Source organism: Telluribacter roseus (assembly GCF_017355915.2).
In the GTDB taxonomy this organism is placed as follows: Bacteria; Bacteroidota; Bacteroidia; order Cytophagales; family Spirosomataceae; genus Telluribacter.
The window spans coordinates 261,512-287,465 of sequence record NZ_JAFEUV020000005.1; the positions used below are offsets into that span (position 1 = coordinate 261,512).

At 49.4% G+C, this 25,954-nt stretch carries 23 protein-coding genes; 10 read left to right on the plus strand and 13 right to left on the minus strand.

Features of this window, described 5'->3' with window-relative positions:
* The first annotated feature begins 26 nt into the window (after positions 1-26).
* From JTN23_RS12140 to JTN23_RS12150, 3 genes are all read left to right on the plus strand, one after another.
* Positions 27-1,337, plus strand: a complete 1,311-nt coding sequence (locus JTN23_RS12140) for a HAMP domain-containing sensor histidine kinase (protein WP_247235097.1) — start codon at positions 27-29, stop codon at positions 1,335-1,337.
* An 86-nt stretch (positions 1,338-1,423) separates the two neighbouring features.
* Positions 1,424-2,128 (plus strand): sensor histidine kinase, encoded by a 705-nt coding sequence (locus tag JTN23_RS12145; protein WP_247235098.1) that lies wholly within the window; start codon positions 1,424-1,426, stop codon positions 2,126-2,128.
* A gap of 290 nt (positions 2,129-2,418) precedes the next feature.
* On the plus strand, positions 2,419-2,751 hold the full coding sequence (locus JTN23_RS12150; protein WP_247235099.1) for a hypothetical protein: 333 nt from the start codon (positions 2,419-2,421) through the stop codon (positions 2,749-2,751).
* Between the two features lie 118 nt (positions 2,752-2,869).
* Here the strand turns inward: JTN23_RS12150 and JTN23_RS12155 are convergent, their stop codons facing one another.
* The 5 genes from JTN23_RS12155 to JTN23_RS12175 form a co-directional block, all read right to left on the minus strand.
* A complete protein-coding gene (locus tag JTN23_RS12155; protein ID WP_247235100.1) occupies positions 2,870-3,955 on the minus strand; it encodes a mechanosensitive ion channel family protein in 1,086 nt (361 codons plus the stop codon).
* 22 nt (positions 3,956-3,977) lie between these two features.
* Complete coding sequence (locus JTN23_RS12160; protein ID WP_247235101.1) at positions 3,978-4,796, minus strand: N-acetylmuramoyl-L-alanine amidase-like domain-containing protein; 819 nt, start codon at positions 4,794-4,796, stop codon at positions 3,978-3,980.
* Between the two features lie 57 nt (positions 4,797-4,853).
* Entirely contained in the window at positions 4,854-7,094 is a 2,241-nt protein-coding gene (locus JTN23_RS12165; RefSeq protein ID WP_247235102.1) for a bifunctional alpha,alpha-trehalose-phosphate synthase (UDP-forming)/trehalose-phosphatase, read from the minus strand.
* A gap of 471 nt (positions 7,095-7,565) precedes the next feature.
* On the minus strand, positions 7,566-9,110 hold the full coding sequence (locus JTN23_RS12170) for an MFS transporter (protein WP_247235103.1): 1,545 nt from the start codon (positions 9,108-9,110) through the stop codon (positions 7,566-7,568).
* Between the two features lie 12 nt (positions 9,111-9,122).
* A complete protein-coding gene (locus JTN23_RS12175; protein WP_247235104.1) occupies positions 9,123-10,868 on the minus strand; it encodes an alpha-amylase family protein in 1,746 nt (581 codons plus the stop codon).
* A 193-nt stretch (positions 10,869-11,061) separates the two neighbouring features.
* On the opposite strand from JTN23_RS12175, the gene JTN23_RS12180 reads away from it, so the two are divergent.
* The 5 genes from JTN23_RS12180 (at position 11,062) to JTN23_RS12200 (ending at position 17,253) form a co-directional block, all read left to right on the plus strand.
* The gene (locus JTN23_RS12180; protein WP_247235105.1) at positions 11,062-12,993 is read left to right on the plus strand and encodes a glycoside hydrolase family 13 protein; all 1,932 of its coding nucleotides are present in this window, start codon (positions 11,062-11,064) and stop codon (positions 12,991-12,993) included.
* A 136-nt stretch (positions 12,994-13,129) separates the two neighbouring features.
* Positions 13,130-13,711, plus strand: a complete 582-nt coding sequence (locus JTN23_RS12185; protein WP_247235106.1) for a DinB family protein — start codon at positions 13,130-13,132, stop codon at positions 13,709-13,711.
* A 197-nt stretch (positions 13,712-13,908) separates the two neighbouring features.
* Complete coding sequence (locus JTN23_RS12190) at positions 13,909-14,349, plus strand: Xre family toxin-antitoxin system antitoxin (RefSeq protein WP_247235107.1); 441 nt, start codon at positions 13,909-13,911, stop codon at positions 14,347-14,349.
* 3 nt (positions 14,350-14,352) lie between these two features.
* Positions 14,353-14,802 (plus strand): RES family NAD+ phosphorylase, encoded by a 450-nt coding sequence (locus JTN23_RS12195; RefSeq protein WP_247235108.1) that lies wholly within the window; start codon positions 14,353-14,355, stop codon positions 14,800-14,802.
* Between the two features lie 366 nt (positions 14,803-15,168).
* Complete coding sequence (locus tag JTN23_RS12200) at positions 15,169-17,253, plus strand: tetratricopeptide repeat protein (RefSeq protein WP_247235109.1); 2,085 nt, start codon at positions 15,169-15,171, stop codon at positions 17,251-17,253.
* Between the two features lie 10 nt (positions 17,254-17,263).
* Here the strand turns inward: JTN23_RS12200 and JTN23_RS12205 are convergent, their stop codons facing one another.
* Positions 17,264-18,121, minus strand: coding sequence for a TspO-related membrane protein (locus JTN23_RS12205; protein WP_247235110.1), 858 nt, complete (start codon positions 18,119-18,121; stop codon positions 17,264-17,266).
* 323 nt (positions 18,122-18,444) lie between these two features.
* Here JTN23_RS12205 and JTN23_RS12210 point away from each other — a divergent pair, with 323 nt between their 5' ends.
* Complete coding sequence (locus tag JTN23_RS12210) at positions 18,445-19,104, plus strand: porin family protein (RefSeq protein WP_247235111.1); 660 nt, start codon at positions 18,445-18,447, stop codon at positions 19,102-19,104.
* Between the two features lie 42 nt (positions 19,105-19,146).
* Positions 19,147-19,836, plus strand: coding sequence for a YiaD family glycine zipper/OmpA-like lipoprotein (locus JTN23_RS12215; protein ID WP_247235112.1), 690 nt, complete (start codon positions 19,147-19,149; stop codon positions 19,834-19,836).
* A 457-nt stretch (positions 19,837-20,293) separates the two neighbouring features.
* On the opposite strand, the gene JTN23_RS12220 is transcribed toward JTN23_RS12215, so the two are convergent.
* The 7 genes from JTN23_RS12220 to infC all read right to left on the minus strand — a co-directional run bounded on the left by JTN23_RS12220 (position 20,294) and on the right by infC (position 25,949).
* Complete coding sequence (locus JTN23_RS12220) at positions 20,294-21,118, minus strand: SDR family oxidoreductase (RefSeq protein WP_247235113.1); 825 nt, start codon at positions 21,116-21,118, stop codon at positions 20,294-20,296.
* Positions 21,119-21,120: 2 nt separating this feature from the next.
* Positions 21,121-21,330, minus strand: coding sequence for a hypothetical protein (locus JTN23_RS12225; protein WP_247235114.1), 210 nt, complete (start codon positions 21,328-21,330; stop codon positions 21,121-21,123).
* A gap of 164 nt (positions 21,331-21,494) precedes the next feature.
* The gene (gene dnaK / locus JTN23_RS12230; protein ID WP_247235115.1) at positions 21,495-23,414 is read right to left on the minus strand and encodes a molecular chaperone DnaK; all 1,920 of its coding nucleotides are present in this window, start codon (positions 23,412-23,414) and stop codon (positions 21,495-21,497) included.
* A gap of 426 nt (positions 23,415-23,840) precedes the next feature.
* Positions 23,841-24,470, minus strand: a complete 630-nt coding sequence (locus JTN23_RS12235; protein ID WP_247235116.1) for a hypothetical protein — start codon at positions 24,468-24,470, stop codon at positions 23,841-23,843.
* A 148-nt stretch (positions 24,471-24,618) separates the two neighbouring features.
* Complete coding sequence (gene rplT / locus JTN23_RS12240) at positions 24,619-24,963, minus strand: 50S ribosomal protein L20 (protein ID WP_247235117.1); 345 nt, start codon at positions 24,961-24,963, stop codon at positions 24,619-24,621.
* Positions 24,964-25,072: 109 nt separating this feature from the next.
* Positions 25,073-25,270: a 50S ribosomal protein L35 gene (rpmI, locus tag JTN23_RS12245; RefSeq protein WP_247235118.1), complete on the minus strand. Its 198-nt coding sequence runs from the start codon at positions 25,268-25,270 to the stop codon at positions 25,073-25,075.
* 127 nt (positions 25,271-25,397) lie between these two features.
* Entirely contained in the window at positions 25,398-25,949 is a 552-nt protein-coding gene (infC, locus tag JTN23_RS12250; RefSeq protein WP_247235119.1) for a translation initiation factor IF-3, read from the minus strand.
* Between the last annotated feature and the right edge of the window lie 5 nt (positions 25,950-25,954).

The following is a 25,954-nucleotide window of genomic DNA, read 5'->3' on the forward strand; positions in this document are numbered from 1 at the left end:
TTTTTACCTTGATAGTTGCCTCTATCATGCTCATTTCCCGTATAGGGAGTTACTATTATTATGATCTGGACAGGGAGCAGCAGATTCTGTCCTACTTCAAAAAAAGAGCTATTACAATCGCTCAGCAGCTTAAATCCACCAATCAGGTACCCGATGCAGATAAGGAAGACGTCAACAAAATCCTTGGTAGTATGCTGCTGAGTGAACACATTAAAGTGTTCGATAGTAAAGATGAAGTTATTTTTGACAGCAGCGATGAACCGTTGCCCATTACCAGCCAGTTACTGGCACAGGTACGGGATGGGCTCGATGTGAAGGTAAGGCAGGGAGATCTGGAGATAATTTTGATCAGGTATGTTCATCAGCCCAATCAACCGCCCTGGGTGGTGGCGTATGCTTCGGAACTGAATGTACTCAATAGGCATGACCGCTTACGTGATGTACTGGCTATTGGCTGGCTGATCAGCCTGATACTGGTAAGCTTTGCGGGGTGGCTGTTTGCGAGAGATGTGTTCAAGCCTGTTGCGGATATTACCAATCAGGTCAATAACATCTCCGCCGGGAATCTGAATAAGCGGCTAACAATAGGGCCGCAAAAGGATGAATTATCTGATCTGGCACAGACATTTAATCTCATGCTCAACCGGCTCGAACAGGCCTTTACCGCTCAAAAGAATTTCGTGTCTCATGCTTCCCATGAATTACGTACTCCCCTGGCTGTGATTATGGGTGAAGTGGAGGTGACGCTACTGAAAGAACGATCACCAGCGGCCTATGAGGAGTCTCTTACGCGGGTTCTTAACGAAGTTAGAAATCTAAACGATGTAGTAAATGGCCTTCTGGAACTGGCACGAGCCGAATCGGGAACTTCTGGTACATTTCAGAAAGTCAGGATTGATGAGGTACTATGGGACTCTCAGGCCCAGGTACTGCATAAAAATCCGGAGTATAAAGTAGAGATCCGGTACGAAAAAATCCCGGATAATGTAGAAGAGCTTCAGCTCATGGGAGACGAAACGTTACTGCGTACTGCCTTCACCAATCTGATGGACAATGCCTGTAAGTACTCCGGCAATCATAGGGTAGAGGTACTTCTGGAAGTAGGAGCAGATACCTTGAGTATACATTTTCAGGATCAGGGCGTAGGAATAAGTGAGGAACAGCTACCGCAGCTATTTAATACGTTTTACAGGGGCTCCACTGCCCAGAATACCCCCGGATATGGTATAGGGTTGGCACTCGTCAAACGTATCATAGATATTCACCAGGGACAGATACATATAACTTCCCAGCCAGGTACCGGAAGTACCTTCACCGTCAAACTCCCTTTATTTTAACTGGTTTTTAATCTGGTCTTAATTCCCTTTTAACGGCCCTTAGGTTATTTGCAACTTTGGACAATTGAACTGTCAAGTTAAAAAAGATGCCTAAGTTTAACCGGTTCGAATTGGCAGTCATTGCACAAAAGAACTTCGTATCTTATGCCTCGCATGAATTGCGAACTCCGCTGGCTGTGATCATGGGTGAGTTGGAGGTGACACTACTTAAAGAACGATCACCAGAAGCTTATCAGGAGTCACTCACGCGCGTTCTGAATGAAGTCAGGAATCTGAACGATGTAGTGAACAGCCTTCTGGAGTTAGCACGCGCTGATTCTGGTACTTCAACTGCCTTACATAAAGTTAGAATTGATGAGATACTATGGGAGGCTCAGGCCCAAGTATTGAATAAGAATCCGGAATATAAAGTAGAGATCCAGTTTGAAAATATGCCGGATAATGAAGAAGATCTTCAGGTTATAGGAAACGAAATCCTACTGCGTACTGCCTTCACCAAATTGACGGATAATGCCTGTAAGTATTCGGACAACCATAGAGTGGAGGTACTTTTGGAAGTTGGAACTGATACCATTAGGGTACATTTTCAGCATCAGGGCGTAGGTAGTGAAGAACAGCTGCCGCAGCAGTTGACTACCTTTTACGGCGAATCAGCCGCCCAGGACACTCATAGCGATGGTTTAAGTTTAGTGCTTGTTAAACGCATCATTGATATTCACCAGGGGCAAATAGATATAACCTCCCGACCAGGGGCCGGAAGTACCTTCACCATCAGGCTCCCCTTAATTTAACTGGTTTTTAATTCGGTCTTAATTCCCCTTTAACGGCGCTTTAGGTAATTTGTAACTGTAAAGAGCTAAACTGTCAGGTTATGAATTAAACCTCTAGAGCAAGTACCGAATGGGTTGTGATGTCTCACGATCCGATCCAACTATTGCATTTCCGAACAAGCTGCCTTGAGCCATTCCTCTTACCCATTGTTCCGCACCAGGTGCTGACTATAAGTAATATTGGGGTTTACGAAAAGCCTGTAAGTGATGATTTGTAGTCATTTCCTAATTAGTAACACCCAAAGATTAAAATGCAGTTTCTGACCATACAAAAAAACAATAAAGTAGGGCTAGCCTACATACCCGAATTGTCCTATGAGCAGTTCTACGAGCAAGTACTGGACTACTTACAGGATCCCTCCAACCAGATAGTAAGCTACTACGGAATAAAGAAGAACGAACGTATAAGCATGTTCTGTGCAATTGCCAACGACCAGACCGAGACTATTTATATAGCGAGCTACTCGGTTGCGGACGAGCCCGGAGTCGTGCTGGCGTCTCTTAGTCTGTTTCATCTGGATGCTTTTTACTTTGAATACCAGATTCAGAAAAAACTGGGAGTGCTTTTCAACTTTCCAAACTGATCAGGCTGGATATACAATACCGCGGGAGCAATCATAAAAGTAGTCCAATGAACAAATGATGCTGATTGAATAATCATAAAATACATAGGAAAGGGGGCTCCTGATTGGGAGCCCCCTTTTAATTTTTCAGGATTTCTTCATTCACCACTCCGGTGATCCGGAAGCCCGGCAGGGACTCGGGGTACTCAGTACGGATGTATTCGATGAGCTTTTCACGGATCTGGCAGCGGAGGTTAAATGTATCTCCGGCGTTGCGGGCCGACATGATACACCTCACCACGATAAACTGCGCCTGGGTATCAATGACCTGCAGGTTGCATACCTGGCCGTCCCAAAGCGAGTTGTTGTTTACGAGGTCGAATAGCTTTTCCCGTAGCCTTTCTACCGGTGTGTGGTAGTCGAGGTACAGGAGTACATTGCCAATGATACTGGCCTGGTTGCGGGTCCAGTTCTGAAAAGGAGTCTCGATGAAGTACGTAATAGGCAGCACCAGCCTGCGCAGATCCCATAGCTTCACTACTACATAGGTCAGGTTGATCTCTTCAATATGCCCCCATTCGTTCTCTACCAGTACGGCATCGTCGATCTTGATGGGCTGCGTAAAGGCTATCTGGATACCTGCCAGCAGGTTAGCGAGGGTCTTCTGAGCCGCAAAACCCAGAATCACACTGACGATACCAGCGGAGGTAAGTATACCCACCCCGTACTGCCGCACCCTTTCGAAGCTCAGCAGCAGGATGGATACTCCGAGAATGACTACAAAAATATTGACTATCCGCCTGATAAACTGCACCTTGGTATATACACGACGGGCGTTGTAGTTGTCCGGGTTGTTGAGGTCGAGATTTAACAGGAGTACCTTCTCAAATATAGCCACTACCCGTACCGTCAGCCAGGTACTGATGGCAATGAGCAAGGTCTTGAACAGGTGGAAAAACCAGTAGTCCCGCGGGAAATACACCCGGTAGTAGTAAGACACCGCCGCCAGGAGGAGTACCGGAAAAAAGAAGTAGAGGACGCTGGTCGTATTGGAAGAAATAATCCCGAGTATGTTACCCCCCTTTCGGTTTCTGCGTTTGTAGGCGATAACCTTAATCAGAGTAATCACTCCCCATGCCATTACCAGCCCCACCCCGGCCGTAACCAGATAGATCAGCCACGGTGGTCTGTTAAAAATATACTCCTTGATAAGTGCTACATCCATAAGTTTAAAAGATCCAGAAGTATCATTCAGCCAGGCGGGCGACTATAATACCCGTATGCTTTTTGATAGAAGCGACGTACTCAGCCAGGGGCTGGGTACTCAGTACTACTTTCTGGGCAGTAGTGGAAGCGTGTAAAAGATAAGCCCGATTACCGATTTTGGTAATGATTCCCTGATGGTTGCAATCCAACCCTTCGATGGAAGACGTTATACCAACGATGTCGCCGTCGCGCAGGAGCGGCTCTACCTTCCGGATCGAATACTGAGGGATGTAGTAGTACTTCCGGGAGTTAATGTCCTTTTCGATTTCCTTCACCTTTTCCCACTGGTCCTCGGATTCCAGGGTAGGGTACAGGTCCGGATGGTTGGACATAAAGTGAATTTCCTTCGAGTAAGGTACCCCTCCCAGTTGCGCGGTCACATCTGTCAGCAGGCCCCGCTCCTGATTTTCGTGGAGCCAGTCCACAAAGTAGTGCAGTCGCGACGTGTAGCCGTTGATCACACCGTCGCGGTACCTGAGTTGGGTCAGTTCCTGCTGAAATCCGCTGTAGTCAAGGCCTTTCTGCTTGGCTACGGCCAGGGCTAGGGCGTTTTCTACCAGAGTAGTACAATCGAGTCCGTCGAACCGACACACCAGTACTTCCTTGGGATTGCCTTCCAGGGTATGCGCTACGTAGGGTGTACCCAGAAACGACCGCGCCATCCTCTGTACCAGACTGGCCATGGTGCCGCCTACAGGCTGCTCCATCCGCTTCCGGAATACCTTCTGGAGGTCTTCCTGGGCGGAGGCATATCCTATACCTGTCAGGATCACTATGAACAAAAAGACCGGGCGAAGCATAGTGATAGTATGATTTACGAATAAAGATCAATTAATAACATAGAAACAAACGCTGGTCTAGCTGGCTATAGTCTGACCATCCCGAATGGATTTGAGCAAAACTATAACATCTGCCTGACTTCGGATGTGTTTTCGGGCTACGGATAGGGCATCACCTACCTTGATGGTGTAGGCCGTTTCGGGTAAAGCCTCAAACATATCTTCATCGGTGGTATCGTCACCCATGGCCAGGACAAAATCATAATCGCCTTTATCCAGGAACATACGAGCCGCCGTCCCTTTATTGAAAGCTGTCTTTTTTACTTCAATCACCATATTGCCCTCAATCACCTGCAGGTGCATTTCCGGCTGAATAAAGTTCTTCAGCTGCCAGGCCAGCTCCTGGGCCCTGCGCTGCGCGTACAGCTGGTCATCGGCTGTACGGAAGTGCCAGGCCAGCGAAGTCTCCTTCTCTTCAACAAAGGCCCCCGGGCACCGCTGCACGTACAGATCCAGAATAGAACGGATGCTTTCTTTCCAGCCATCCTCGTAGCTTTCATTCATGTTCCAGTCGCCGCTTTCGCGGCTTTTGATCAGGGCACCGTGTTCGGCTACTATATGAACCGGCAGGTCACCCACTACACCTTCAAGAAACGCCTTATCGCGGCCACTAATGATCACGACCGTATTGCTCTGCGCCAGGTCACTTACCAGTTCCTTCATCTCTTTGGTAATGATAGCCTCGGATGGCTCACGCGTGATAGCTACCAGCGTACCGTCGTAGTCGAAGAAAAATATCCGATTGTTAGCCTGGTTAAAGCTCTGGCTGATTGCCTTCATATCCCGCTGCGTGATAAAGTCATGTCGTAGTCGGTTTTGCTCTTGTTCCATCATAGTCATTTGGGTAAAAAAATCATTGGTCCACGCAAATACATCGTATGCTCTTAGCCTGTTCTGCATGGCTCTGATGCGTTTGGCCTGTTCATTCACGGGCATTTCCAGCGCATTGCGGATGGCGTTGGCAATTTCCAGATTATCCGTAGGGTTGATAATACAGGCTTCTCCCAGCTCGGCGGCCGCGCCAGCCATTTCGCTCAGGATAAGTACTCCCCGCTGATCTTTACGGCTGGCGACGTACTCCTTACATACCAGGTTCATACCATCGCGTACAGGAGTGATGAGTGCCACGTCGCTGACGGTGTACATACCTACCAGCTCATCAAAAGGCATAGAGCGGTACTGATAAATGATGGGTTGCCACTCGATACTGCCGTAGGTTGCATTGATCCGACCGACCGTCTGATCAATCTCGGATTTCATTTGCTGGTACTGCTCAATGGTATCCCTCGACGGCACCACCACCATTACAAATGATACCTTACTGTGCCACTGCGGGCATATTTCCAGAAAACGCTCGTAACCGTGCAGGCGGTGCAGCAGCCCCTTGGAGTAGTCGAGCCGATCTACCGAAAAGATGATCTTCTCCTTCAGGGAGTGACGGGCGTCGGCCCTTACCCGGGCTACTTCAGGTTCGTCAAAGGCCTGGTTAAACTTGGCGTAATCAATGCTGATCGGGAAGGAGTCGACCTTTACGATCCGGTTGTTGAGGTGGACGTAGTGCATCTTATTGCCGTAACCCAGTATCATTCGTACCGCCTTCAGGAAGCTCTCCACGTAATCGTTGGTATGGAATCCGACCACATCCGCTCCCAGCAGACCTCTTACCAGGGACTCGCGCCAGCGGCGCGGCAGCAATCGGAATATCTCAAAAGACGGAAAAGGGATGTGGAAGAAAAAGCCGATCTTATTGTCAGGGAACCGCTGGCGTATCAGGTCGGGCAGGAGCATGAGCTGATAATCATGCACCCATATGGTATCATTGGGCTGGATAATGTCAGCAAGCTGCTGAAAGAAGAGATCATTGGCTTCCTGATAGGCATCCCAGTAGCGCTCTTCAAACTTGGCCAGCGACGGGAAGTAGTGGCAAAGGGGCCAGATCAGGTCATTACAAAAACCTTCGTAGTAGTCGTTATTGAGCTCCTCGGGTATGAATACCGGATGAGCTTTGAAGTTTTCGTTTTCAAGTACCTGTCCTTCCAGTTCTTCGCGGCTATTGTCAGTATAGCCTGCCCACTGTATTTTTCCTTCAAACTGGGAGTCCGTATTCTGTTTTCCTTGCGCTAAAGACAGCACGGCCGAAACCAGACCACCGGAATTCTGGAAGAGATTGATGGTGTCGCCTTCCTTTTTGATCTTAAATGGTAACCGATAGGCAACTAGTATAAGTCTCCCTTTCTGAGTCGTTGTAGACTGTTCCATATGTAAGTTGCGTCCCGTATAATTCATCTGAGAACTATACAATTAAGATTCCAGATTGTTTTGGTGAAGAGCGGAATGGGACGCGAAGCAGAATAATGTTTGGTTAAGGATGCCCCAATATAGGGAATGACTACCTAACTACCCAATCAGATGTCATAGTGGCAGTATAAGATTGGTACGGGGAGTAGTCCGTATAGGCTTATTCTCAGAAAGCTACCGGATTTTTGGCCTATTCAACTTTTTTTGAACTAAAAGGGAGATCAGTAGTGAAAGCTGGGACAAGAAAGGAGAGTCAGGTAGTAGTAATGAGAGTAAAGTAACCACTTTGTAGTTAATGGGAAATTGGTTCTACGAACTGAGGAGTGAACCGCAGGTACATAGCTCACCAGAACCCTTTTAAATAAATAAGAGCAGGTAGTATAGCGGAATGTACTACCTGCTCTATGGATTATTGAAAGAGATTACTTTACATCAGTCCCGATCATTGACCCGCAGACTAAGTAGTCCGGCCAGTATCATGGAGACACCTCCCAGCACCAGCGCATAGATAGGCTCACCTCCAAACAGTACCTTGACCAGAAAGCCCAGCAGGGCGGCAGCCACTATCTGAGGTATTACGATAAAGAAGTTGAATACTCCCATGTAGTAGCCCATCTTGCTGGCGGGCAGTGAACCAGCCAGCATGGCGTAGGGTACCGATAGGATGGAGGCCCAGGCTATCCCAATGCCCACCATCGATACCATCAGGTAGGTAGGATCCGTAAGGAAGTAGATAGAAAGCAGGCTTACACCCCCCGCTACCAGACAGACCAGGTGCGCGACGCGGCGGCTAGTCTGCCGGGCCAGCACCGGTATACCAAAGGCTACCAGAGCGGCTACTCCATTATAGATACCCATACAAAGCCCTACCCAGTCAGCTCCGTCGTTATAGAGCTTGGAGGTGGTGTCGGTGGTACCGTAGACCCAACTCGTTACGGCTGGTGTCATATAGATCCACATGGCAAACAGCGCAAACCACGAGAAGAACTGCACGACGGCCAGCTGCTTCATGGTTATGGGCATGTTCTCGAAGTCGTTCATGATGGTGACGAAGCCATTCTCAAAACGACTAGTCTTCTGCAGGTAGCCCGAAGCGATAAATAGCAATCCAACGATAGCGGTACCCAGTGAAAATACGTACAGCTCCTTGTTGAGGTCCTGGGTAGAAAGCCATACCGTCAGGGCCAGACCTAGTACTGTAATGATGCTACCCTTCCGGATTTGCTTCTTACCCGTTGCCTGGTATATGGTAGTAGATGCCCCGGGTGAGGCGGCGGCTGGAGGTACCTCGTTGTTTTCTTCGAAGGCATTCAGCTCCTGGGGACTATACTCTCTGGATTTTACTACCGTCCAGAGTACCGCTGCTAGGAATACGGCACCACCCAGATAAAATGACCATTTCACGGAATCAGGAATGATACCCTCTCCGGCCTGATTAGGTACATCAAACCAGTTGGTCATGATGTAGGGCAGGGATGAAGCCACGATGGCTCCGGTACCGATAAAGAAGCTCTGCATGGCAAAGCCGGTGGTACGCTGGTCGGAGGGAAGATTGTCCCCCACGAAAGCCCGGAACGGCTCCATCGTAATGTTGATGGAGGCATCCATGATCCAGAGCATACCGGCCGCAAACCAGAGGGTAGGCGAGTTGGGCATTACAAAAAGGGCCAGTGAGGCCAGAATGGCACCAGCCAGGAAGTAGGGACGACGGCGTCCCAAACGGGTCCAGGTGCGGTCGCTGAAGTACCCGACGATGGGCTGAATGATCAGGCCCGTCAGAGGAGCGGCTACCCATAAGATGGGTATGTCATCCACGTTGGCACCCAGGGTTTCGAAAATCCGGCTGACATTAGCATTTTGTAGCGCAAAGCCAAACTGGATTCCCAGGAAGCCAAAGCTCATGTTCCAGATGTCAAGGAAGCTAAGCCGGGGCTTCTGCCGGTGTGACACCTGGGAGGAAGATGCTGAAACTGCCATATATGAGGTATATTATTTTTTTAGGATCTCAAATATCCGAACCGAAACAGGGGGCAGGCTCACCTGAACTCCCTCGGAGCCCATAGCACTACCCGTAACCACCTCTGAATGATCGGCGGCCGGGAATACCTGCTTAAGCTGATACTGAGCCGCCAGGTCCAGCCCCAGCGTATCCCTGACTACCCCCTCCGGTATGCGTACCGATGTATCGATTGTCCGGCTCTTGTCAAAGTTGTATACACAGAGCAGCTTCTGGCCGTCGGTGTACCGCAGGTAGCTGTACACGCGGGTCTTGTCGTAGTCCGGGCTTTGGCCGTCTACATTGATATACTGAAGGTCAAAGAACTTACCGCGGTGGATAGCCTCGTTGTTCAGTACGAAGTGGTTAAGGCGCTGGTAGAAGCTCCGCAGTTCTTTCTGCTGCGCAGTCAGCTTGCTCCCGTCAAATTTGCCACCATTGACCCACTGCTGAAACTCCGGTACCCCCCAGTAGTCAAATATGGTAGTACGTCCGTCTTCTCCCTGAAAGCCTTCGGCCTCCGTGGGGTTGACACCCACCTCCTGACCGAAGTAGATCATCAGCGGCCCCGTATGCAGGGTAGCGCTCAGCGTCATGGCCGGAATGGCCACAACCGGATCACCCGCAAAGTACTTCGAGGCAATCCGCTGCTCGTCGTGGTTTTCGAGGAAGCGGAGCATGTGCCGGGCTATGTCACCCGATTCGTTCTGCCATACCCGGGTGATGTCTTCTACGGTACCCTTGCCTTCCATAAGCCGGCGCAGCGCGTCGTACAGGCCCACTTTATCGTACAGGTACGTAAACTGCCCGTTGCGGATGTAATTGTGGTACTCAGCCGGGTTGTAGATCTCGGCAATGAAGATAATCTTCGGGTTTACCTTTTTGATTTCGGGGATCACCCACGCCCAGAACTCCACCGGTACCATTTCGGCCATGTCGCAGCGGAAGCCATCTACACCCTTGCGCGTCCAGAAGGTAAGGATATCGCGCATCTTCAGCCAGGTCGAGGGGATCGGATCAAAGTGTTTGCTGCGGCCATTCTGGTAGTCGACACCATAGTTGAGCTTGATGGTCTCGAACCAGTCGTTGATCGTGGGCTGGGCCTGGAACACATCATTACCCGTTGCCCTGGCGGGACTCTCGGTGTATGGAGCCGCGAAAGCTACGGGTGCCTTCACCCCCTCAGGTACCTTAAAGTCCTGCCCCGGAATGTAGTAGAAGTTGTTGGTAGCGGCAAAGGGCACGCTGGTATTGTCTTCTTCCCCGAAGTCCTTCACCCCGGCGGGCTTGGCATCCGAGTGGTACTGCCGGGCTACGTGGTTGGGCACGAAGTCAATGAGTACTTTCAGACCGTTGGCGTGCGTACGCTCCACCAAGGCCTCAAACTCTTTCATTCGGTCCTTTACATTCACCGCCAGGTCCGGATTAACATCGTAATAATCTTTAACAGCGTAAGGTGATCCGGCTATACCTTTGACAATCAGCGGGTGGTCCTGCCGGATGCCATTTTGGGTATAATCAGTCATGGTAGCGTGCTCGATGACACCCGTGTACCATATATGCGTAATGCCAAATGCTTTTAGCTCTTTCAGCGCGGCAGTGGTTATATCATTGAACTTCCCCACGCCGTTTTCATCATGGGTACCGTAAAATTTGTTCGTGGTGTTCTGGTTGCCAAATAGTCGGGTGAAGATCTGGTAGATCACTAGTTTGTCGTGATCCTGTACTTGTGTAGTCATAAGTTGGTTGGACTTGTTGTCATTACTGGTACTACAGGCTTCTAGCAGAGCCCATGGTAAGAGGAGCACCAATATCAACAGCTTTTTTAACATTTTTGAATTAGGTTAAGAAATCAAATGTAAACAGGATTAATTTGTGAAAAAATAGACCATATACTTTCTTTTTTATAGTTAATCAAGCTTTCAGATACCCATGAAAATGACCATCCGGATGTTGTTCCGCAACATTCTTTCCCTTTTACTACTCGTATTATTACTAAACTGTTCAGTCTCTGCCCAGAACCTGCAGGTACGGCGTGTCGAGCCTACCAACTGGTGGGTCGGGATGAAGGAACCACGACTCCAGTTGCTGCTGTACGGGCAAAACCTGGCCGGTAGCAATGTTGAAGTTAATTACCCGGGGGTACGACTGGAAAAGGTAAATTCTGTCGAAAACCCTAACTACCTGTTTGTGGACCTAACGGTAGGCCCCGATGCCCGACCCGGTACTTTTAACCTGGTACTGACTAAGGATGTACAGGTCCGGAAAGGCAAGCGTACCAGCTCACAGAGGTCAAGTACCGCCGTATCCTACGAGTTAAAAGCCCGTACCAATGAACTAAAAGCGCAGGGGGTAGATCAGTCAGACTTCATCTACCTGGTGCTGCCCGACCGGTTTTCCAACGGTGACCCTTCCAATGACCGCTATGCCGACATGGCCGATACTAAAGCCGACCGGAACAACCCGTTCCTGCGCCACGGAGGCGACCTCCAGGGTATCATCAACCACATGGATTACTTTAAGGAAATGGGCGTAACTGCCTTATGGTTAAACCCTGTCATTGAAAATAATCAACCGCTAACCGACGAAGGCGGAGCTATGCGGAGCGCCTACCACGGCTACGGATTTACGGACCATTACCAGGTGGATAAGCGACTGGGCGGTAATGCCGCCTACAAAAAACTGGTGGAGGTAGCCCACGCCAATGGCCTCAAGGTAGTTCAGGACGCGGTCTACAACCACGTCGGCATCAACCACTGGTTTATCAAAGACCTGCCCATGAAGGACTGGCTGCACCAGTGGCCCACCTACACCAATACCTCCTACAAGGATCAGCCGCTGGTAGACCCCTACGCGTCGGCCATTGACCGTAAGGTAACGGCCGAGGGTTGGTTTGTTCCTTTTCTGCCCGATCTCAATCAATCCAATCCGTTTGTGGGGAACTACCTGCTCCAGCACGCCATCTGGACTGTCGAGACGTTCGGCATTGACGCCTGGCGGATTGATACCTACATGTACAATGATCTTGAGTTTATGAATCGCTGCAACGCGGCGCTGCTGGAAGAGTACCCCCGGCTGCATATATTCGGCGAGAACTGGGTGAACAGCATCCTGAACCAAGCCTACTTCCAGCGTAATAACCTGCAGCTCTCCTTCAAGAGCAACCTGCCCGGCTCTGTCGACTTCCAGCTGCAGTTTGCCATGATGGACGCTCTGAACCAGAAGCCCGGCTGGAACGAAGGCATACAGCGCCTGTACCAGACGCTGGGTCAGGACTACGTGTACGAAGACCCCACCCGGCTGGTAACCTTCCTGGACAACCACGATATGGACCGGTTCCTGTCGGTAGTGGGAGAGGATATCCGGAAGTACCGGATGGGAATTACCTGGTTGCTGACGACCCGGGGCATTCCGCAACTCTACTACGGGACCGAGATCCTGATGAAGAACTTTAAGAACCCATCCGACGCTGAAGTACGCAGAGACTTTCCGGGAGGATTTGCGGGAGACCGGGAAAACAAGTTTGTGGCTACCGGTCGTACCCAGGCCGAAAATGAGGCCTTCAACTTCGTGAAGAAGCTGGCTACCTACCGGAAGAATACGCCGGCCCTGCACTCCGGAAAGCTGATGCAGTACCTGCCCGAAAATGGGGTGTATACCTACTTCCGGTACGACGATAACAAGACCATCATGGTAATCTCAAACACCGGTGACAGTACCCATGATCTGCCGACTACCCGCTTTTCGGAGCGAATCAAAGGCGCTACCAAAGGTCGTAATGTGATTACGGACGAGACTATTTCGGTAGTAGGCAGCATTCCACTGGCTCCCAAGTCAGTCTATGTCCTGGAGCTCATACCCTGATTCGGGTTTTGCATAGGAGGCAAAAGGGTGAGCTGCTCACCCTTTTGCTTTTTTATAAGGCTTTTTCTTCCTAACTAGAACACTATTTCGAGTCACTAAACCTTCCTCTGATCAACTTAAAAGTACCTGGCACTTCATGAAAACTGAATACATTATCTCTGACCTGGTGGATGAGCTCACCTATAAACATCAGGATATCCTCTCCATCCTTACCATGCAGCTGGCTCCGTTGTCAGATGCTCAGAAGGTCTGGAAACCGGCCCCTACCAGCTGGAGCATTACGGAGTGTCTGGCTCACCTCAACCTTACCCATACGTACTACATCCGGCAGATCCAGAAGAAAGTAGACGATGTACCGCATACGGTACAGGGTACTCCCGACCGGCGCTTTATAATGAGTAAGAACGGCAGACTTATGCTCAAAGCACTCGATCCGGCTTCTACCTGGAAGCTACCGGCACCGGCCATGGCACGACCACGCACCAATCCTGATCCGGATTCGGTCTTCGATCGATTTGTGGAGTTGGAAAACCTGTTTCTGGAGCTGCTCCCACAAACGACTAAGCTGGATCTGGAAGGTTCGAAAGTAATTTCACCCTTTTTCAACTGGCTGAAGTTCCGGGCTGGCGATGTACTTATTTTTGTCACAGCGCATACCCAGCGGCACCTCAATCAGGCCCTGCGGGTTACCCAGCTTCCTGGCTTCCCCAGGTCGTAATCAGGCGCATTCTGCCCTTTCTAACACCAGTAGGTTTACTAACGGATTGTAAAAGGCCAATTTTATCAGATCGTATATTGGTTTGAGAATGAATATGGCTCATCTGAGTGACTATCATCGGGTACACTATTTTGAGTTTCAAAATAATTAGATATCTTTACGTGCAGTTGACAGTTTTAGAATAATCATTTGAAAGTATGCAGGTGTCGGTCAGTCAGGTTGTAGCTATACTGGGAGGAAAGAAATCCTTGCAGGTAGGAGTGGATAATACCCTCGATTTTATTCGTGCCGCCGAGAAGGGGTTTTCCATTTCGGTAGCGCAACGCGTACAGCAGCGCCTTGATCTTTCCAACAAGCAGTTTAGTCGCTTATTGAACCTGTCCGAAAGTACTTTTCAGCGCCGGATCAAGAACAAAACGGCTCTCTCATCCGAAGAGAGCGAAAAGGTCATTGAGCTATCCTCCATCATAGCCAAGGGACTGGAGGTGTTTGAAGACGAGGAGGCTCTTAAATTCTGGCTCAATACCCCCATCCTGGCCCTCGGCAACCGCAAGCCCGTAGAGATACTTAACTCGTCTCTGGGTCGTGAAGAGGTAATGGACATCCTGTTCCGGATCGAGCACGGCCTCTATTCATAGTATATGCTGCTTTACCGCATCACCAGAGATACCTATGCGTATGATCTGATGGCTACCGGCTGCCTCTATGGCAATGGCCGCTGGCATCGCCGGGGTACGCGGGTACTCTATACCTCCGAGCACGTGTCGCTGGCCAAGCTGGAGGTACTTGCCAACTCCCTGATTCTGCCCAAAAATCAGGTACTGGTTACTATAGAAGTTCCGAACGACGCTACCATTCAGCTACTCACCCCCAACCTGCTCCCCCAGGACTGGTGGAACTTCCCGTATCCCGATGCCCTGGCTGATTATACCGAAGAATGGATTCGCGCGGGTGATAGCTGGATACTCAAAGTACCCTCCGCCCAATCCACAACCGAATACAACTATCTGCTCAACCCATTGCACCCGCAACACAACCTGGCCAAGGTAGTAGGAGTAGAGCCTGTTCAGTTCGACAAGCGTCTTAAGTAGCAGGTGGGATATGTGTTATGACTTCCTTTTTAAATGTTGGTACTAAAATTGCTAATAACATATATTGAATAAATAATTGGACATTAGTAGTAAAAATGCCCTCTGATGTGCCTGCCGGTTGATATTCATTATATTTTGTAGTAGGTTAGAGTGTCGGAAGTTGATTACAACATGGGGAGGGAAAACATTAACTTAAGGAATGTTTTGGTGGCTGGGCTTTTCCTTCTGTGCGTGTGCCATCGGGCTACTGCGCAGGAGTTTCGGGAGTGCCAGCAGATATTTGAGCGTCTTTTACCAATTTTCAACCAATCTTTTGAGGAGCATAATCCAGCACTGCTGCATACCAAAGAGTATCGCAGAGGGCTGATGGAACTTCAGAAGGCCTACGAAGCCTACCACCGTATAAACTACGACCGTAACGACTCTCTGCAGCGAATTAATAACGAAGCGGTACTGCAGGCTTTGTCAGGTAACCACAGCAAAGGCCTGTGGCTCATGGAGTCCATGGAGACTACGGAGGGCAATCCCAGGTACATCTACAACCGGGGACTGATCCGTTTACTCAGCCGCCACTACGCAGCCGCGCGGGGCGATCTCAACAACAATCCCGAAAGTAACTACGCAGCCCTGAATACGCTCGTATCCTATGGGCTGGAAGGTCAGTATGAGGAGGGGCTGGCCTATGCCTCCCAAACGCCCCGCAGCAATACGGCCGGTAAGTGGAACTACAATACCGCGCTATTCTACAAAGCCGCTAACCGAGCTGAGGAGGCAGTGGATGAACTAACGGCCGCCATTCGGCAAAAGGATAAGCTGATTGCTTACCGCCTGCAGCGGGGTGACCTGCTGATGCAGCTGGGTAAAGACAAAAGGGCCGTTAACGATTTTGAGAAGGTGGCCCGGCAGCATCCCAAAGCCCAGATCCGGTACGCCAATGCCTTGCTTTCTTTGAACCGCTTTGGTGCGGCCCGGCACGTATTTGAGCAGTATATTGAGTCGGAAGACCGTACCTTCCGTGGCAATGCCTACCTCGGACTGGGCCACGCCCATTACGGCTTGCAGCAACTCAACGAGGCGCAGCGCTACTACCAGCTTGCCGCCACTGCCCTCAAGGACGACAAAGCAGCCTTGTGCGGACAGGGCAACGTACTGCTGAGCAAGCACGAGTACGCCAAGGCCAAGGGTATTTATGAGCGTATACTACATTCCGATACTACCTACTTGTCGGCCTACTTGGGGCGGGCCCTGGTACATTACGGCATGAAGCATTACGATCTGGCGCTCGAAGACTTTGCCCGGGCCGAGCCACTGATTGATGAAAATAACCGCGCCCTGGCGGATGTATTTGTCAGCAGGGGGTACAGCCACTACTATACCCGCAAGGCAGCCGCTGCCCAGCAGGATTTCCAGAAAGCCATCCGACTGGATGGAGCCCGCTACGAGGCTCTGGCTGGTATGAGTGGGGTACTGATCGATCAGAGGCGTTTTTCTGAAGCCGGGCAGTACCTGAGCAAGGCCCTTAACTACGAGAAGACCTACGACCGGATGTGGAGTAACTACGGCAACCTGCTCATGCACTTCGATATGTTCACCAAGAGCTACGACGTGTTCAAGAAGGCCATCCGGCTGAATCCGGCCAATCTCAAAGCGCAGAATGGCTGGGGAGTAGTTATGCTGGAAAATGATCAGCTGGATAAATCCGTAACCCTGTTCGATAGCCTCATCAAGGAGAACCCGACTATCCCTTACCTCCTGAACAACCGGGGTATCGTACAGGCGTATCTGGGTAACCGGCATGAGCAGCGGATGCAGCGTCTGGATGCCGATATCCGGTACCAGCAGGCCCAGAACGACTTCAACGAAGCCATGCGCATGGCACCCAGCCGTAAATTTTACAATGTAAACCAGGGCAATGTATACCGCTACTGGGAAAAGTACGACGAGGCCCAGCAAAGCTATAAAATCCACCAGGACAAGAGCGCCCTTAACAATACAGGGGTACTATACGCGGGTATGGAACGGATGAAGGATGCCAAGTACTACCTGGGGGTAGCTCTGGAGATCGATTCCGCCCATAAGGTATTTCAGTTTAATATGGCCTTGCTCCAGAACGGTAAGCATAAGGAACTGGCTAAGGCCGTTGCTTCGGCCAGAGACGATGGCCCCTATTCCGACATCAGCATCAAGTACAGCCGTGACGGATTTGTGACCATCTACCTCTACGACTACGAGTATGACACCTTGTACTTCCCCGGACGGCACTACCTTCCGCTGCCCGTTGACACCTATACCGAAGACTACTTTATACCGGAGTTTGATTTCAAACTGATGCCCTACGCGCCCAAGAAGTTTGGTATCCGGCGGGAGAAGAAGCCCAAGTACAAGTCACAAAGGGTAAATATGCCGGGGCGCTCCCGCAAGTCAGGTACCCGTTGCCCGATCATCTTCTAGTATATTGATTCTAGTGGGCGGTGTGTCTTAGCTTGTTGCTCTCCTTTGGAGCAATGAATAAGGCATATACAGAATAGACCGTCAGCAGTACCGCTCCGATACCTGCCAGAATCATCAGCGATCGGGTATCTTCGGCGCTGGCGGAGCGTTTGAGATAAATACCTACCAGAGCCCAGGCCACCGCCAGAGAAATGTACCCGTTCGACAGGGCCACCGCTGTATAGAGTCCGATCAGCATACCCAGCAGGATGACGATAAAGGCCCAGGTTTCAGGTCCCAATCCGGAGCCTTGCCAGTTGATGGCTACCAGCCAGGCAGTGATGTTGGCAATGGTGGCAATACAAATCCAACCCAGATAAAGTCCGAAGGCAGCCTTGGTAAGGAAGCGACCCGTGGCAGACAGGTAGGGCTGGATGTTAAAGAGCCCGAAATTAATCCGGAGCAGACTCACCAGGAGCATCAGCATAATGGCCAGCGATACCGGAAAAAGCTCATAATGCCAGGCTACGATCCAGGAGGCATTGAGCAGAGAGGTAAAGAAGTACCACCCATTCATACTATTCACACTAAGGGTCACATCCTCCCGCTGTTTGCCTACAAGCGGCAGGGCCTGATACACTGTATAAGCTCCCAACGCCAGGTAGATAACGCCCCAGATCGAAAAGGTAACGTCGGCGGGAACAAACAGGTTGGGGTACTTGTCCGAGAGTTCGCCCGTAGTCTGCCCATTTATGGGAACTGCATTCGCCAGATAATTCATCACAACCATCCCGGCAAAGCCCACCAGATTGAGCACCTGCCATAGTTTGGTTGAGCGGTGAGCAGCAGCCGGATTCTGCTCATTTTGTACATAGGTCTGCTTTTCCATGGTTCTTTTTTCATGACTATATCTATACCATTATCAAACATATTCCACCTTGTTTGTGAAGCCGGCAGCCTGAAAGGTGGGTACTTCCTTCCCCTGCTTCTCACACAATTCCCCGACTTTTATATAGATTTTGAGCCTAGGAAAAGTCCAAGTTCGGCTGGGCTGGCGGCGGCGCGGTGAAGAGAACTACTGTGGCTATACGTAGTATAGGTCTATATTTTAATGGGTTAGCTGTTGTTCAACAACCTCCTTATGTCCAAAAAAAGCGGTCGTGGAACAGATATTTGATTATGGGCTATATGTTCTAACCTATTTAATCATCTATGAAAGCAGGAAGATTATATCTAGTAGCCATTGTACTGCTTATGTCAGTTGGTACTTCCATGGCACAGCGTTCGTTCAAACTAGGCTTAAAAGGCGGAGCCAACCTGTCTACCTTACGTGGTGGAGACGTATACAATGCCAGTGACCCAACTATACGTATAGGCGATAACGAAACCCGCCTGACCGGATTTGTGGGTGGTGCCTATGCCCGCTTTGGTAACTCGCTCTTTATTCAGCCCGAGCTGCTCTTCTCACAGAAGGGAGGTACCTTTAATGTATACCGTGATGGTATCACCAATGACCAGAACCGGGTGGATGTACGATTCACCAATATCGACGTTCCGGTACTGTTAGGGATTCGCATTGGTCAGGTACTTCGATTGAATGCTGGCCCGATCGCTTCCTTACAGGTAGCCCAGAACCAGGGACTGCGCGAAGCCCTGAACGAAGTAGGAGCACGCTCAGCGCGTGACAATCTCAACCGGGCGGCCCTGGGATACCAGGCGGGGGTAGGATTCGACATCGGCAACCTTAGCCTAGACCTGCGCTACGAAGGCAACCTGAGTAATGTAATCAATACCACTGACTCAAATCTGAACTCGCAGTTGATGCGGAAAGGTAACCTGTGGCAGGCTACTCTCGGATTTGCTATATTCTGATCAGGCACGCCCGACGGGCGTGTTACGTAAACTTGTGAAGCTATGAAGAAAGTAACTTTTGTATTAACGGCGGCTGTACTGATCGGTTCTACGATGACCGGTTGTAAAAACAGCAAACTATCAAAACAGGAAAAAGGAGCCATAATAGGCGTGGGGGCCGGAGGGGCCGCCGGGGCTATCATTGGCAAACGATCAGGTAATACAGCCGTAGGTGCCATCATAGGTGCGGCGGTGGGAGGCTCGGCCGGAGCTCTGATTGGAGTATATATGGATAAACAGGCGAAAGAGCTGGAGCAGAAAGTCGAGGGAGCCAAAGTAGAGCGGGTAGGTGAAGGTATCAAGATGACCTTCGAATCAGGCTTCTTATTTGGGTTTGACTCAGAAAAGATCAATAGCGAAACTCGTGCTAATCTGGATCGGATGGCAGAGGTACTCAAGAAGTATGAGGATACCGAAATCCTGATCGAGGGACATACCGACAGCAAGGGTAGCGACGACTACAACCAGCGGCTGTCTACCCGCAGGGCCGAAGCGGTAGCTGCCTACTTGCGTTCAGCTAATGTATCCCGTAAACGTTTGCAGACTGTTGGCTATGGAGAAAGTCAGCCCGTAACTACCAACGATACCGAAGCTGGAAGACAGCAAAACCGTCGGGTGGAGGTAGTGATCGTGGCTAATGAAAAGTTGAAAAAAGAGGCAGCTCAGGGTAAAACCTCTATGTCACTTCGATAATCGATAAACTAGTTGTTTAAATATAAGAGAGCCCGCTACGACACAGATCGTAGCGGGCTTCTTTTTCATTAGGTAGTTAGCTATGTAAAACGTGATAGGAATTCCTTTTGACAGGAAACGGACCAACTACCCAGCCTCTACCTCTACAACCTGATCTAAGAGCAAAGTATGAGTAGTAGAAAGGTGGCAGAAGGTAAAGCCGAGCTAAATATTTTAAGTACTTACTAGTAGCAAAGTAGCAGATTACGCTAGCACGAGAAGGTAGAGTCAATGTATCTCTATATACTTACTCATCTCACGAACTCAGCGAAAGCATAGCAGGAGAGGAGGCCTTGTCAACGTACTGCTAATAGAAAGTAGGGGCATAAAAAAAGCCTTGGCTAAAACTTGCCAAGGCTTTAAAACGACTGGTTGTTCACTCATAATCACTCATACACTCATCCTCAGTGCCCAGCCGTTAACCATTATCCGAAAAAGCCGGATATAATGTCATCCCACCATCGATGTACAGAGTCTCGCCGTGGACGTAATCTGAATCATCAGAAGCCAGCCAGGCTACCGCTTTGGCTACATCTTCGGGGGTTCCTATCCGCTGATAAGGTATCAGCTCCAGGAGTTCTTTATATTTTGACTCGTCGGACCAGACCTCCTTATTAATAGGGGTCTTGATTGCTCCGGGACTCACAGAGTTGATCCTAATCTTATAAGGAGCCAGCTCCTGAGCGATTGATTTCATCAGCATGAGCAATCCACCTTTGGAAGCAGCGTAATTGATGTGACCTGCCCAGGGAATTATATCATGTACTGAACTCATCATTACTATCTTTCCGATGGCTCTTTCGCTTCTTTCCTCAGCGGCCGTCGCCCGACTCTGTCTGATAAAAATCTTTGATGCTTCCCGGGAGCAGAGAAACTGACCCGTCAGGTTCACATCGATTACCTTCTGCCACTGCTCAAGAGTCATTTCCAGAAAAGGCGCATCAACCTGTAATCCTGCATTGCTTACCAGTATGTCCAGTCTACCAAACGTATCAACGGTCTTAGTAAATAGGTTCAATATCTCTGGCTCTTTGCTTACATCTGCCTGTACTGCCAAGCCTTCGCCTCCTCGTTGTTTTATCTCTTTTACGACCTCTTCTGCCTCTTCTTCGCCACTATGGTAGTTAACTACTACCTTAGCGCCAAGGCTTCCCATATGAATCGCGCATGCCTTTCCCAAACCGCTACTAGCTCCCGTCACAATGGCTACCTGATTCTCAAATTTTCCACCGGTTGCGCTCATATCTACTCTTTATCAGCTGATTTAAGACGCTTCCATACGCGACGGTTCACATTCTTAACCGCCCAGTTCTTTGCCATTGAAATAGCCATTGAAACAGCTTCTTTGGGGGACAAACGATGACTTGTCACGAGTTGCTGAGCTATAATGAGTGCTCTTTCACGCGTTGTAGGCGACAAATACGTTAGTTCCGGAGAATTAATATATGGTTTCATAAGCTATTCGTTTTTTTACTTACTATAATTAAAAAACAGTACCATGGCTGAGAATGAGTGAAGTAGGCTTATGATGTAACCAATTTTTCACAATTCAGTGGAATTGGGTAAAAAAAAATCCCCACCAGCAACGTGGTGGGGATTCTACAATAGTCGAAGGGGAATTATTTTACCTCTTCAAAATTCACGTCGGTTACATTGTCGCTGCTGGTGGCGCCTTCGTTGGCAGCACCGTTAGCGGCTCCATTAGCAGCACCGTTTGGTGCACCTTCCTGAGGACCAGCGGCGTAGATCTCCTGAGAAGCAGCCTGCCATGCGGCATTCAGTTTCTCCATGGCCGAATCAATACCGGTCAGATCCTGGCTCTGGTGTGCAGTGCGCAACTCACCAAGGGCACCTTCTATATTAGACTTGCTGCCGGCCGACAGTTTGTCGCCGTACTCTTTCAGCTGCTTCTCAGTAGAGAAGATCAGCGTATCAGCAGCATTGAGTTTTTCAATTCTTTCACGCTCTGCTTTATCAGCCGCTTCGTTGGCCTTCGCTTCTTCGCGCATACGGGCGATTTCAGCATCGGTCAGACCGCTGGAAGCCTCGATACGGATCTTCTGCTCTTTACCAGTTCCCTTATCACGGGCTGATACGTTGAGGATACCGTTGGCGTCTACGTCGAAGGTTACTTCGATCTGAGGGATACCACGTGGTGCTGGCGGAATATCCGACAGGTGGAAACGTCCCAGGGTACGGTTCTGACTGGCCAGAGGGCGCTCACCTTGCAGTACGTGGATCTCTACGGATGGCTGGTTGTCAGCAGCGGTAGAGAACGTTTCAGTCTTCTTGGATGGGATAGTAGTATTTGCCTCGATCAGCTTGGTGAATACACCACCCAGTGTTTCGATACCCAATGACAGCGGGATAACGTCAAGCAGAAGTACGTCTTTTACTTCACCGGTTAGTACACCACCCTGGATAGCGGCACCCACGGCTACGGCCTCATCAGGGTTAACGCTCTTGGACGGCTTCTTACCGAAGAATTTCTCTACTTCTTCCTGAACCCTTGGTATACGGGTAGAACCACCCACCAGAATTACTTCGTCGATATCACCATTGCTCAGTCCGGCGTTTTTCATAGCCCGACGGCAAGGCTCCATCATGCGCTGGAACAGCGTGTCGGCCAGTTGCTCAAACTTAGCACGTGAAAGTGTACGTACCAGGTGCTTGGGGATACCATTCACCGGGAAGATGTACGGCAGGTTGATCTCAGTCTGGGTAGAGCTTGAAACTTCTACCTTAGCTTTCTCGGCAGCTTCTTTCAGACGCTGCAGGGCCATTGGATCCTGAGTCAGGTCTACTCCTTCGTCTTTTCTGAATTCATCTGCCAGCCAGTTGATGATTACCTGGTCGAAGTCGTCACCACCCAGGTGCGTATCACCGTCGGTAGATTTTACTTCGAATACACCATCACCCAATTCCAGAATAGAAATATCAAAAGTACCACCACCCAGGTCAAAGACAGCGATCTTCATATCCTTGTGCTGCTTGTCAAGACCATAGGCCAGAGCGGCAGCAGTAGGCTCATTAATGATCCGTTTTACATCCAGACCAGCGATCTGACCGGCTTCCTTAGTAGCCTGACGTTCCGCATCGTTGAAGTAAGCAGGTACGGTAATAACGGCTTCTTTTACTTCCTGTCCCAGGTAGTCCTCAGCCGTTTGCTTCATCTTCTGCAGGATGAAGGCTGAAATCTCCTGTGGTGTGTACTGGCGGTCGCCAATACGTACGCGGGGTGTATTGTTAGGGCCTTTTTCAACATCATAGGCCACGGTTTTCATTTCACTGGAAACATCATCATAACGCTTACCCATAAAGCGCTTGATGGAACTGATAGTGTGCTTAGGGTTGGTAATTGCCTGTCTTTTAGCTGGGGCACCTACCTTACGCTCACCATTTCCATTGTCCATAAAGGCTACCACAGATGGAGTTGTACGCGCACCCTCGCTGTTAGCGATCACTACGGGTTCATTCCCTTCCATGACAGCTACACAGGAGTTGGTAGTTCCTAAGTCAATGCCAATAATTTTTCCCATTGTATATAAGTGTTTATGCTGTTCAATAATATACCTATACTTATCAAAAAGCCCGTACCAATACCGTCAGTATCTATCTGCGCTGACAAATTGACATAGCGAATTGCAGGTTTAGCAGCAACCGTATACGTAAGCGACTGGTATAGATCCGAAGAGGCACTGCCCCTGACAGGGTACTTGGGCTTAGGTACTGAAGAATGACAGACAACCAGAAGTAGCAGCCTTAGATAAGTACTATTGTGATGGATGAACGGTGAATTGGTTTAGGATCAGGCTACTAGAGGTGGATGGGCCTGGATGCTACCGTAGCAGGTGAGCTTAAAACAAAGAAAGTACTCCATCATAGCATGTCCAGGCTCAGGACAAGATGACAGAATACTTTCTTTTTTATTGACGCTACTGACAGCCTGTGCAGCTTGGCCAGACTTATTTTCCTCCAAATAAACCACCCAGCAGGCCACCCAGCCCACCGCTGTTCTGGTTGCCCTCAGACGAATTGGAGTTACCGCCAAACAGACTACCTCCAACGCGCTTCAGGTCGTTCATATCAAGCTTACCGTCAGCCATGGCATAACCAATTTCGTTGAAGTTAACGCCTTTACCCTGAGAAGGGGCCGCGCTGGTATTAACACTACCACTACCACCGCCCATTAAGCCTCCCAGGACACTATTGAAGTCCATGCTTGAATCATTCGGGTTGCTTGTCTTGTTGATCATGCGGCTCATGACCTGCGGGAGTACCGCCGCTACAATACCGTTGGCAATGGCAGGCGACAGTCCAAAACGTTGCACGATGTTGGATGTAGCTATCTGAGCGATGGAAGATACAATAGGATTTGACATCATGCTGGTACTACCGCCCTGTACCGTACGGCCCGAGAGAAGCCCCATGACTCCATCCAGATTGCCTCTTTGTACTTCCTGCTGCATACCTCCCGTGATGGAGCTTGCCACGGTCTGCATTACATCCTTGTTATACTTATCGGGAACGGCCGGGTTTTTCACCACGGCATCCTGTGACTGGTCCTGGATCAGGTTGAAAAGTTGATCTAACATACTAGTAGTGTTGGTTTGTTGGTGACGGCCAGGCTCAGCATAGGGCTGGCTGGCGGACTACTACCAATAACTAACAGGTACTACTATATTGTTATCATTCAGAGGGAAGGAGCAAAAAAAATCCCCACCGAAGTGGGGATTTGCTGTTTTATTTCACTTTATTGACGATCGCTGTGAAAGCTTCCGGATGATTCATTGCCAGGTCAGCAAGTACTTTCCGGTTCAGCGTGATGCCTGCGGCATTAAGTTTACCGATGAATGCTGAGTATGACATTCCGTTCTGACGGGTACCGGCGTTGATACGCTGAATCCACAGAGCACGGAAGTTACGCTTCTTTTGCTTACGACCGATGTAAGCATACTGCAATCCACGCTCAACGGCGTTTTTCGCTACGGTCCAAACATTCTTACGGCGACCAAAGTATCCTTTGGCCATTTTCATAATTTTCTTGCGTCTTGCACGTGACGCTACGTGATTTACTGAACGTGGCATAATATACCTGTTTTTTGACGGTCGGTGCTCTTTATTAAGTGAGACTTATTTTTGAACCGACAATCGGGTTGAACAAAAAACCAATTATTTAAAAAAAATAAAAGGGGCCTTACTTTACGGCCAGAAGAGCAAGTACGCGACCTTCGTTAGTCTCATCCACCATAGCAGTCTGTACCAGGTTGCGCTTACGCTTGTTGGACTTCTTGGTCAGGATGTGGCTGTGAAACGCGTGCTTACGCTTGATTTTACCAGTACCAGTAAGCTTGAAACGCTTCTTGGCGCCGGAATTCGTTTTCATTTTAGGCATGATAAAAAACGTCTAAACGGTTAATAAAAATAAAACAGCCCGCAAAAATACGTATTTATTTATAAAATAAAAAATCGTGAGGCAGAAGCTTTTGAGCTCTGCCACACGATTTAATGGTACTTGTATATTATTTGCCTTTGGGGGGGAGCGGAGCCAGAATAACTGTCATACGCTTTCCTTCCAGCTTGGGCTCCATTTCTACTTTACCGTACTCAGTTAGTTCTGCTGAGAAACGATTTAGCAGGTTTTCGCCACGTTCCTTGAATACAATAGTACGACCTACGAAATGTACATAGGCTTTCACCTTTGAACCCTCTTTCAAAAAGTTGATGGCATGCTTAACTTTAAACTCAAAGTCGTGGTCGTCAGTATTCGGGCCGAACCGGATTTCCTTGATAACAACTTTCTGGGCCTTGGCCTTGATTTCCTTTTGCTTCTTCTTCTGCTCGTACTTAAACTTCGAGTAGTCTACCACTTTGCATACCGGAGGGGTAGCAGTGGGAGCAATCTCCACAAGGTCAAGGTTTTGAGCTTCGGCCATTGATCTTGCCTTATTAATATCAAATACGCCTTGCTCAACGTTATCGCCAACCAGACGAACCTGCTTAGCTGTAATACGCTCATTAATACGATAAGGCTCTTCAACAACTTTAACTCGACGTGGGGGTCTTAATGCCATATTTT